Annotated in this window: 10 protein-coding genes; 6 read left to right on the plus strand and 4 right to left on the minus strand. The window is 67.6% G+C overall.

What is annotated here, in order from left to right:
• The first annotated feature begins 179 nt into the window (after nucleotides 1-179).
• The 3 genes from HZB86_12640 to HZB86_12650 all read left to right on the plus strand — a co-directional run bounded on the left by HZB86_12640 (nucleotide 180) and on the right by HZB86_12650 (nucleotide 3,097).
• Nucleotides 180-542, plus strand: a complete 363-nt coding sequence (locus HZB86_12640; GenBank protein ID MBI5906367.1) for a hypothetical protein — start codon at nucleotides 180-182, stop codon at nucleotides 540-542.
• 34 nt (nucleotides 543-576) lie between these two features.
• On the plus strand, nucleotides 577-963 hold the full coding sequence (locus tag HZB86_12645; GenBank protein MBI5906368.1) for a hypothetical protein: 387 nt from the start codon (nucleotides 577-579) through the stop codon (nucleotides 961-963).
• A gap of 148 nt (nucleotides 964-1,111) precedes the next feature.
• The gene (locus HZB86_12650; protein MBI5906369.1) at nucleotides 1,112-3,097 is read left to right on the plus strand and encodes a polysaccharide biosynthesis protein; all 1,986 of its coding nucleotides are present in this window, start codon (nucleotides 1,112-1,114) and stop codon (nucleotides 3,095-3,097) included.
• Here HZB86_12650 and HZB86_12655 read toward each other — a convergent pair.
• The 4 genes from HZB86_12655 to HZB86_12670 form a co-directional block, all read right to left on the minus strand.
• The gene (locus tag HZB86_12655) at nucleotides 3,094-4,098 is read right to left on the minus strand and encodes a DUF3187 family protein (GenBank protein ID MBI5906370.1); all 1,005 of its coding nucleotides are present in this window, start codon (nucleotides 4,096-4,098) and stop codon (nucleotides 3,094-3,096) included. The two genes, HZB86_12650 and HZB86_12655, sit on opposite strands and share 4 nt — an antisense overlap.
• Nucleotides 4,095-4,460, minus strand: coding sequence for a hypothetical protein (locus HZB86_12660; protein ID MBI5906371.1), 366 nt, complete (start codon nucleotides 4,458-4,460; stop codon nucleotides 4,095-4,097). The genes HZB86_12655 and HZB86_12660 overlap by 4 nt, the downstream gene beginning before the upstream one ends.
• A 176-nt stretch (nucleotides 4,461-4,636) precedes the next feature.
• On the minus strand, nucleotides 4,637-4,855 hold the full coding sequence (locus tag HZB86_12665) for a hypothetical protein (GenBank protein ID MBI5906372.1): 219 nt from the start codon (nucleotides 4,853-4,855) through the stop codon (nucleotides 4,637-4,639).
• A gap of 164 nt (nucleotides 4,856-5,019) precedes the next feature.
• Nucleotides 5,020-7,398, minus strand: a complete 2,379-nt coding sequence (locus HZB86_12670; protein MBI5906373.1) for a YjbH domain-containing protein — start codon at nucleotides 7,396-7,398, stop codon at nucleotides 5,020-5,022.
• Nucleotides 7,399-7,502: 104 nt separating this feature from the next.
• Here HZB86_12670 and HZB86_12675 point away from each other — a divergent pair, with 104 nt between their 5' ends.
• From HZB86_12675 to HZB86_12685, 3 genes are all read left to right on the plus strand, one after another.
• On the plus strand, nucleotides 7,503-8,849 hold the full coding sequence (locus HZB86_12675) for a UDP-glucose/GDP-mannose dehydrogenase family protein (GenBank protein MBI5906374.1): 1,347 nt from the start codon (nucleotides 7,503-7,505) through the stop codon (nucleotides 8,847-8,849).
• Between the two features lie 133 nt (nucleotides 8,850-8,982).
• Entirely contained in the window at nucleotides 8,983-9,840 is an 858-nt protein-coding gene (rfbD, locus tag HZB86_12680) for a dTDP-4-dehydrorhamnose reductase (GenBank protein MBI5906375.1), read from the plus strand.
• A gap of 4 nt (nucleotides 9,841-9,844) precedes the next feature.
• Nucleotides 9,845-10,263 (plus strand): GDP-mannose 4,6-dehydratase (locus HZB86_12685; protein ID MBI5906376.1); only part of this gene is annotated, 419 nt, incomplete at its 3' end.

Consider the following 10,263-nt stretch of genomic DNA (forward strand, 5'->3'; position numbering starts at 1 on the left):
CGCGTCCTGCGGGGACGCAGGTGCTCTTCACCGCCTCGGGCAGCGGTGGTACAGGGACCTATGAGTACGAGTACTGGCTCTTGACCGGCGGCGCCTGGACGGTGGTCCGGCCATACTCCACGACACCCACGTGGACATGGGATACCACAGGGGTTGCGAACGGGACGCACTATGTGACGGTGTACGTGAGAAACGCGGGTTCTTCCGCGGAGGTGGAAGCGCTCCAGCAGGTTTCATACGCGGTATCGTCACCCGCCACCGGAGTGACGCTGACTCCATCTCCGGCCGGCCCGCGTCCTGCGGGGACGCAGGTGCTCTTCACCGCCTCGGGCAGCGGTGGTACAGGGACCTATGAGTACGAGTACTGGCTCTTGACCGGCGGCGCCTGGGCGGTGGTCCGGCCATATTCCACGACACCCACGTGGACATGGGATACCACAGGGGCTGCGAACGGGACGCACTATGTGACGGTGTACGTGAGAAACGCGGGTTCCTCCGCGGAGGTGGAGGCGCTCCAGCAGGTTTCATACGAGCTACAGTGATATGAATTCATTGACTTCATGGACCGGAAATCCGATGACCAGGATATGGATTGTGATTCTCGGAGCATTGTTCCTTGTGTCACGAGTGAGCGCCGGGGAGCCCCCCGCCCTCGAGACGCCGAAGGACAAGGTCAGCTACGCCACCGGCGTCGACATGGTGAGAAGTTTTCAGCGGCAGGGGGTCGAGGTCGACCGGGATCTCTTTCTAAAGGGCGTGACGGACGGATTATCGGCCGGAGCGCTCCTCATGAGCGATGACGAAATCAATAAATCGCTGAAGCTGTTTCAGGCCCAACAGAAGATGAAGCAGGCTGAGCGGAAACAGAAACTCGCTGAAAAGAAGGCAAAACAGAGGCAGAACGCAACCACGATTGTCCCTGGTTCGACCGCCCCGGTTTTACCGGACAAACAGCGCCCCTGAAATTCGAAATCGTCTTAAGATTTTCCCGCTCTCTCCGATATAATACCCATGACCGTATCAAGTTAAGACTTCAATGTAAGGGAGCGACCGCATCCGATCCCCCTGGCCCCGCGTAGCGGACTTCCTGTCCCGCCGCAAGGAATTCGCCATGAAGAACCTGGTCGTCCTCAAGTTCCTCCTTCATCTGGCGATATTCCTCTCCGCGAACCATCTTGCGTACCTGGTGCGCTTCGAATTCAGCATCCCGCGGGATTTCGTGGCGGTGATGCGCCACACCATCCCCCTCCTGATCATCGCGAAGGCGTTCGCCTTCCTGGTATGCGGCCTCTTCCGCGGCTGGTGGCGGCACGTGGCGATCCAGGACGTCCCGCCGATAGTCGCCGGGTGCACGCTGGGGTCGGTCCTGTTCGCGGCCGGGGTCTACCTTGTGCCGGAGCAGACGCCGATCCCCCGGTCGATCTACATCCTCGACTGGGGCTTCACGCTGGCGTTGGTCCTCGGCACCCGGTTCTCGATCCGTATGGCGAAGGAGACGCTCGGGTTCGCCCAGCGGCGGGACGGCAGGCGGGTGCTGGTCGTGGGGGCCGGGTCGGCGGGCCGGATGATCGTGCGGGAGATCCGGGAGAATCCGGGGCTGGGCATGGTGGAAGTGGGGTTCGTGGACGACGACTGGCTGAAGGTCAACACCCGGATCTACGGCGTCCCGGTATTGGGGGGGCACTCCGACATCCAGGCGATCTGTGAAAAGCACCGGATCGACGAGATCATCATCGCCATCCCGTCGGCCACCCCGTCCCGCCTGCGGCACATCCTTTCCCACTGCAACGACGTGAAGGCCCGCGCTCGGATCCTTCCGGGGGTGGGGGAGCTGATCGGCGGGTCGGTCAGCGTGGCGCTGCTGCGCAACGTGGACCTCGAGGACCTGCTCGGGCGCGACCCGGTGGCGCTCGACGCCGACCTGCTCCACCGGCACGTCACCGGCCGCGTGGTGATGGTGACCGGGGCGGCCGGCTCCATCGGCTCCGAGCTTTGCCGCCAGCTCGCGGGGCTGTCCCCTTCCCGGCTGGTGCTGTATGAAGTAGCGGAGAGCCCCCTGTTCGACTTCGAGAACGAGATGCGGGATAAGTTCCCGGGCCTGGACATCGCGGTGATCATCGGGGACGTACGCGACCGCGCCAGGGTCGAGGAGGCGATGCGCGTCCACCGGCCGGCGATCGTGTACCACGCGGCGGCGTACAAGCACGTTCCGATGATGGAGCTGCACCCGGTCGAGGCGGTGAAGACCAACGTCCTCGGTACGCGGATCGTGGCGGAGGCGTCGGCCAGGTTCGGCGTGAAGCGGTTCGTGCTCGTGTCGACCGACAAGGCGGTCCGGCCCACCAACGTGATGGGGGCGACCAAGCGGCTGGCCGAGCTCGTCATCCACAACATGAACGGGGAAGGGAAGGACACGGTGTTCGTCGCGGTCCGGTTCGGCAACGTGCTGGGCAGCGCGGGGAGCGTGATCCCGATCTTCCGCAAGCAGCTCGAGTCCACGGGGAAGGTGACCGTCACCCACCCGGAGGCGTCGCGCTACTTCATGCTGATCCCCGAGGCGGCCGGGCTGATCCTGCAGGCGGGCGCGATGGGGGAGGGGGGAGAGGTGTTCGTCCTCGACATGGGCGAACCGGTGAAGATCCTCGACCTGGCAAAAAACCTGATCCGGCTATCCGGGAAGGAGCTCGGCGTGGACGCCGAGATCGTCTACACGGGGTTGCGCCCCGGGGAGAAGCTGCACGAGGAGTTGATCATCGAGGGGGAGGACGTGAACGGGACCTCCCACCCGAAGGTCATGAAGCTGATCGGCAACGAGAAGATGCCCGCCTCCTGGCCCCGCCGGCTGGAGGAGCTGATCATCGCCGCCATCACCGGGGAGCGCCGCTCCGTTGTGGAGAAGCTCGACGCTCTCGTGAAAGGGTACCGCCCCGCGTACGAATTCCACGGAGTCCCGGTCATGGCAACCGCCGACCCGCAGAACCGGGACGTTGATGAAAACCGCAGAACTTCCACGGAACACGAACACGGTTCCGCACTTTCGCCCGATTCCCCGCCCCGCCCCCCCACGATCACCCCCCCCTCGAAGTCGCTGCATTAACCCCCGAACCGCTTTCGGAAGGCGATCTGGAATCCCACGTCCGGCGCCGATTCGTTCAGGACGTTCTCCGCGATTCCCAGGTCCATCTCCACCCCGTCCGGAAGCGCGAACGTGAACCCGCCCATCAGGTGGACGGTCGACGTCAGAGGCTTGAACCCGTTCTCGCGGGACAAGGCCGTGTGCCCGTCGGCCTGGAGCTTGAGGGCGACCCACGAGGCGGGGGACCACCCCGCGCCGATCGTCCCGAACCCGACGACGGGACGGCGAAGGTCGCCGAGGATCGTGTCGGTGCCGATGTACAGGACTCCCGCCGAGGCGAAGAGCGCCGTGTTCCATCGGGAGAACGTAACCGGATCGAGGACCGCGATCCGCAACGACGCTTCCGTCCCGCCGCTGCCGGCGAGCTCCTTTTCATTCCCCGTGGGCAGCTTCAGCGCGGCGCGGAGCGCCGTCGGTCGTCTTGCGCCGCCCGGCAGGGAGAGGCGCCACGCGGCGGAAAGCAGGACGTCCCCGAACGCCCACGTGTCGTCCGTCAGGACGACGATCGCCGTCCCGTCCCGCGTGTACGTGTAGCCGAACCGGTCGCGAGGGTTCCCGGTTCCGTCGTTCTTCGGCTTGCCGATGAACCGGTGGAAATCGTCGATGAAGCCGTCCAGGAACCCGCCCGAGTGGTTGATCAAGGGCACGTCGATCCCGGCTTCGAGCCGAGGACCGGCCCCGTACCGCAGCGCCAGGGTAGTGCGCCACGTCTCGCCGTCGAGGGACGCCGACTGCCGGGGACCCGCGCCGCCGTGGTAGCTGTTCGCCGCGTCGACGACCAGCCGCGAAAGGACGGTTCCCGCCGGGGCGGTGTCGCCGTCCTCCGCGGGCGGCAGGCCGAACGCCTGGACCAGCGGGCTGAAGTGCCGGGCGTAGAAGGGGTGGATTTCGACCGCCTGCGCGGCCGGGACCGACAGGAGGATCTGCAGGAATGACAGGGCGGCGACCGCCCGCTGGTTCACCTTTCCCCCCAAAACGTCTCCACCAGCCCGACCTTCCAGGCGCCATCCTCCAGGAACATCTGAAGCGCCGCGGGGTGAGTCGCCCCCTTTTGGGTGATGAGGATCACCGCGCGCTCCCTCCCCACATCTCCGATTTCCCATCGGCCGCGCTCCAGCGGATCGTCCGGATCGAACCGGCGGACAAAGGCGTTCCAGTACGCTTGCGCGATCGTCCCCCCCGCCTCGAAATCCGCCGCGACCTCCTCCCGGGGAAGCGGTTTTTCTCCCTCGGCCGCGGCGGCCTTGACCGTGTCGTCCACGATCGCGCGGCGCGACTTCGCGCTCAAGGCGGAGAAGATCGCCGGGTAGTCTCGGTTTTTCATCGACAGGAAGAGCGACTCGGCGCGGGCCAGGATGGCGGGAACGGCGGGGTGGTGTTCATCCCCTGCGGAGTGAACGGGGCCCGGGTGCGCGGCGAAGGTGGCGGACAGGAGAAAAACGGACGCGCCCGCGAAGAGGAGGGCGCGCCGGGTGCGGCGGAATTCGGTGGACGCGTCGATCAGTGGTGCGCGGGCGTGGTGCTCCCGCCGCCCCCGCCCCCGGCGGCGATCCCGATGCCGATGACGGCGGCGGTTCCGGCGGCGATCCAGCCGATGGTTCCTGCGGACATCCCTTCCGCGGTCTTGGCGCCGGCGGCCTCGCCGGCATTGGCGGCCGGGGCCGAATTGGACGGAGGCGGAGCCGGAGCGGCCGGCTTCTTGTCGACGCCCGGTTCCATCGTCTTCTTCGGCCACGTTTCCCACGTGTCGGCGGCCGACGCGGTGATCGCGGACGAGATCGAGAAGCAGAGGAAGAGGGTCGCGGACAGGACGGCGGTCGCGGCCTTTCGGATGTGTCGGCATCGTTTCCTGTTCATTTGAAACCCCCTTTGGATACGGCGGGTTATCTTGAATCCTTGTACATCGAAGGCCGGTCGGTGTCAAGGAGCGGCCCAGCGTTGCGGCCGATCAGGTCGAACAGCGGCTGGTGGCGGTCGATGTCCTGCGCGACGTCGCGCGTCCATGGGGAGAGGCTGTACCGGTACACCGTACGCGAATCGCGCCCGGCGAAGAGACGGATCGGGATGTCCACGGCGATCCCCTTGTCGTGGTATCCGCGGTTGTACGGGTCCGTGAACATGGTCGTGCTCGTGGCGCTGTACCAGGCCGACAGCGTGACGCCGCCGATGAATTTCGACGCGGAGATCCGGACCCCCTTGTCGCCCGCCAGGAACCGGCCCGCCTTGACGTCGAGCGCCGAGCCGATCTCCGGCACGTTCAGCCGCCCCAGGAGCAGGACGGTGTGGTGATCGGCGCCGCCGCGGAAACCGAACGTCCCGTCGGGTGCGCGCTTTCGGACCACGCTCCCGGACGCCCCGGCGAGGACCCTTCCGCTCCACAGGGGGATCGCGGCCTCGCCGTCCGCGCCGCCGAACATCCGTTCGAGCATCCCCGCCTCCAGGCGGAGGTACGCCGGCTCCCGCGAGGCGAACGTCTGGGCGAAGAGAAGCCGCCCGAGGGAAACGTCCTGCCGCATGTACTCCGCCACGTCGCTGCGGACCGGGATCGAAAGCGGTGCGTTCGACGTGGAGATGTTGTTCAGCGGGTGCGCGTCCAGCTCCAGGAGCGACGCCCCCCCCTTCCAGGGGTAGACGGTAACTCCCCCGGCCGCTCCGAGCCGGTACTTGAAGAAGCCGGACGGGTCGTTCAGGAACGTTGCGAACGACGGCTTCAGGTGGTAGTCGTACCGGCGCCGGTGCGAGAGGTTTCCGGCCGGTCCGGAGAAGTCCGACGACCGGAATCCCGTCGATTCCCCGATCCGCTCCCGCAGGTCGGCGGTCCCGCGGGCTTCCGTCAGCGCGGGGCCGGGGACGGTGGCCTCGGCGACGGGGATCCCGTTCTCCGTGAACACGACCCGCACGTATTCGACGGTCGGCGGCACGAACGGGGCGATCGTCTCGAAGAGGACGGCGGCGGCGCGGGGGGTGAAGAAGTACCGGTCGTTCCGCGCGTCGACCCGCAGGTGGAAGCCGTCGGATTCGACCCCGATGTCGCTGAAGCCGGCTTCGGACAGGGCGAGGCCGATCCGGTCGGAAAGCGGCAGGCGGGCGGCTTCGGGGCGCTCCCGGTACGGCGGGTCGTATATCGGGACCAGCGGCCGGCCGATCTCGAAGTCGACGGAGGCGGAGATCCCGAGCTCGCTCCCGCGCTGCCAGCTCGCGGTCAGATCCAGCCAGCGGAGCGGCTTGACGCGGACGCCCAGGTTCACGGGCGAAGCGACGGCGGAGGGGAAATATTTCGGCTGCGCCGGGTCCTGCGTCTGCCGCTCGTAGCGGACGGGGGAGTATTCGGCGAGAAGCGACAGCCACGGCGTGGCGGCGAACCGCACGCCGCCGAAGGGGAGCGCCTCCCGGGCCCACTTCGCCGGGTCGGTGAGAAGCTCGAGCCTGAACCCCTCCCCCTGCGACGGGAGCGGCCGCCTGCCGAGGCGCCCGTTGCCGAACCCCAGCGAAAGGTCGAACGGGCCGATCCGCTTGCCGGCCACGACCGCCTGGGACGCCTGGAGTCGCGTCCCGTGCGGGTCGGAGATCGTCACGGCCACGGCGGGAAGGAATTTCCCTTCCTTGAGCAGCAGGAATTTCGCGTCGACCGCCTTGTCCTTGAAGTCGCCGTACGCGCCGTTATCGTTGAAACCGGGAACGCCGATAACCTGCGTCACCCGCGCGTTCACCTCCACCCGTTCGAACAGGCCGACGGTCCCGTAGTAGAACCGGTACGGGTGGACGTACGTGGAGCCGAGACGGTACCGGTTCCCGCGCATCGGGCGTGCGTCGGGGGTCTCGAACAGCCCGGTGACGCCGAAGTTGTTCGGCCCGTCGAACGGTTCTCCCGCGGTTCGGCGCGTTGTCGGGCGGGCCGGCGCGCCGGGGACGCGCGACGGGATCCGGAGCGTGTCGCCCTCGTTGAGCGGAACGTCCCGCGGGCTGTTCTTCATGAGCCGCGGGTGGGACAGCTCCACCGGGATGACCGTCGCTCCCCGCAGCAGTGTCGCGCCGGACAGCTCCGCATTGTCGGTATAGCCGCCGGCGGCGACGATCAGCGTGGACAGCGTCGCGTCGTGGGGAAGAGCGTGGGTGCCGGGATTGCGGACTTCCCCCTCCACGGACACGGTGACCGGACGCGGCCCCCCGATGGCGCCCGCCGGGCCGGCGGTGAGGTGCGCCAGGAACAGGCAGGCCAGGAGCGGGAGCCCGACGGTTTGGGAAGTTTTCCGGAAAACCATCCGATAGAGTATACCTCGACCGGGGCCGCTTCCCCGGGCGGGCGGTTCTGCGGTACTCTCTAAAGGCTTACCGGTATACACTTCGGATTCTCGGGGGACGCGGGATGAACGTGGCGATCGTGGGGACCGGGTACGTGGGGTTGGTGACCGGCGTGTGCCTGGCCGAGCGCGGCAACGAGGTGCACTGCGTGGATACGAACCCGGAGGTCGTCGAGAAGCTTAGCGGGGGGCAGGTCACCATCTTCGAGCCGGGGCTCGACGAGATCTACCTGCGCAACCTGAAGAAGAACCGGATCGCGTTCTCCGGCGACCTCGAGAAGGCCGTGGTCCCGGCCGAGATCGTCTTCCTGTGCCTGCCGACCCCTCCGGGCGAGGACGGCTCCGCCGACCTCCGATACATCCTCCAGGTGGCGGGGGACCTGGGGAAGATCTTCGCCCGCAATCCGGGCGCCGGATACAAGGTGATCGTGGACAAATCCACCGTGCCGGTCGGGACCAGCGAAAAGGTGCAGGCGGCCATCCGGGCGAACGCGGGGCCTTCGTTCGACTTCGACGTGGTGTCGAACCCCGAGTTCCTGCGCGAGGGGTTCGCGGTCGAGGATTTCCTGCGGCCGGAGCGCGTGGTGATCGGGTGCGCGAGCGAGCGGGCGATCGTCGCCCTCAAGGACCTGTACGAGCCGTTCCTCCAGCCGGGGAGCAAGGTGATCGTGATGGACGAAAAGAGCGCCGAGGTGACCAAGTACGCGGCGAACGCCTTCCTGGCGCTGAAGATCTCCTACATGAACGACCTGGCGAACTTCTGCGACGCGGTGGGGGCCGACATCGACAGGATCCGCGAGGGGATCGGGTCGGACTCGCGCATCGGGCACAAGTTCCTCTTCCCGGGCCTCGGGTACGGCGGGTCGTGCCTGCCCAAGGACGTGAAGGCGCTGCTTCGGAGCGCAAACGACGCGGGGGCCCCGCTGACGGTGCTGACCGCGGTGGAGACCATCAACCAGGAGCAGCGGAAGCGGTTCTTCCGGAAGATGGAGCGTCATTTCGGAGGGGAGCTCTCGGGCAAGCGCGTGGCGGTCTGGGGGATCGCGTTCAAGCCGAACACCGACGACACGCGGGAGGCGCCGGTCTTCCATATCCTCGACGAGCTGTTGAAAGCGAACGCGTCGGTCGTCGCGTACGACCCGGAGGCGATGGCGGGGGCGCGGGCCCGGTACGGCGACCGGATCGCGTACGCCGAGTCATCGTACGGCGCGCTGCAGGGGGCCGACGCGCTGGTGATCGCCACCGAGTGGAACGAGTTCCGCAAGCCGGACTTCGGCCTGATGAAGACGCTGATGCGGAACGCGGTGATCTTCGACGGCCGCAACATCTACGAACCGCGGAAGATGCGGGAACGCGGCTTCCTGTACCATTCGATCGGCCGGAAGGCCCACGAGGCCCACGCCCGGGTCTGACCCCCAGAACAGGGACGTTCACAGAACTCCCCCAGAAAAGGGACAGTGAAGGGGGAGGGAAGGTTCGATGACTGTCCCGGTTTTGATGAAGATTTGTGAACGTCCCTGTTCTGGGGGGTGGTGGAGGAGATAGGTGGAGCGGGTGCTGATCACCGGCGGGCGCGGCCTGCTGGGAGGCGAGATCGCGGCGGCGTTCCGGCCCCGGTTCGAGGTGCGGGTCACCGACCTGGCGGAGTGCGACGTCCTGGACGCCGCGGCGTGCCTCCGGGAGATCGGGCGTTTCCGCCCCCGGATTGTGGTCCATTGCGCCGCGTACACGGCGGTCGACCGCGCGGAGGGCGAGCCGGAGGCCGCCTTCGCCCTCAACGCCGAAGGGACGCGGAACGTGGCGGCCGCTTCCCGGGAGGCGGGGGCGGCGGTGGTCTCGTTCGGGACCGACTACGTGTTCGACGGGACGTCCGCCCTCCCGTACCGCGAAGAGGACCCGGTCCGCCCGCTCTCGGTCTACGGGAAGAGCAAGCTGGCCGCCGAGGAGGCGCTGCGGGAGGCGGCTGGGGAGCACCTCCTCGTCCGCACCCAGTGGCTGTACGGCCCCGGGGGGAGGAATTTCATCGGGACGATCCTGGAAAAGGCGCGCAAAGGGGAGGCGCTGCGGGTGGCGTCGGACCAGACCGGGTGCCCCACCTTCACGGTGGACCTGGCGCGGGCGGTTCTCGCGCTGGTCGATGCGGGCGCGCGGGGGACCGTGAACTTTTCCAACGAGGGGGAGACGACCTGGTACGGCCTCGCGCGGTTCGTGCTGGCGCGCGCGCTCCCCGGCTACACGGCGCTCTCTCCTGCGGCGACCCGGGATCTGCCGTACCCCGCGCCCCGACCGGCGTACGCGGTTCTGTCCAAGGAGAAGTATCGCGGGATCACGGGGGAGACCCCGAGGCCGTGGGAAGCGGCGGTGATCGAATTCCTGGAATCGAAGGCGGGAGAGGTGCGCTGACATGCTGAAGGCACTGGTGACCGGCGGGGCGGGGTTCATCGGATCGAACTTCGTCCGGTACGCGTTGGCCGCGCACGACGACTGGCAGGTCGTGAACGTCGACAAGCTCACCTACGCGGGGAACCTGGCGAACCTGGCCGACGTGGCCTCCGACCCGCGGCACCGGTTCCACCGCGCCGACATCTGCGACGCGGCGGCCGTCGCCCGCATTCTCGCGGAGGAAAAGCCCGACGCGGTGGTCAACTTCGCGGCCGAGACGCACGTGGACCGCAGCATCGACGATCCGTCCCTCTTCCTGAAGACGAACATCCTCGGGACGCAGGTGCTGCTGGACGCCTCGCGGAAGGCGGGGGTCGCCCGGTACCTGCAGATATCGACGGACGAGGTGTACGGTTCGCTGGGGGCCACCGGGAGGTTCTCGGA

Source organism: Deltaproteobacteria bacterium (assembly GCA_016234845.1).
GTDB lineage: Bacteria > Desulfobacterota > Deferrimicrobia > Deferrimicrobiales > Deferrimicrobiaceae > JACRNP01.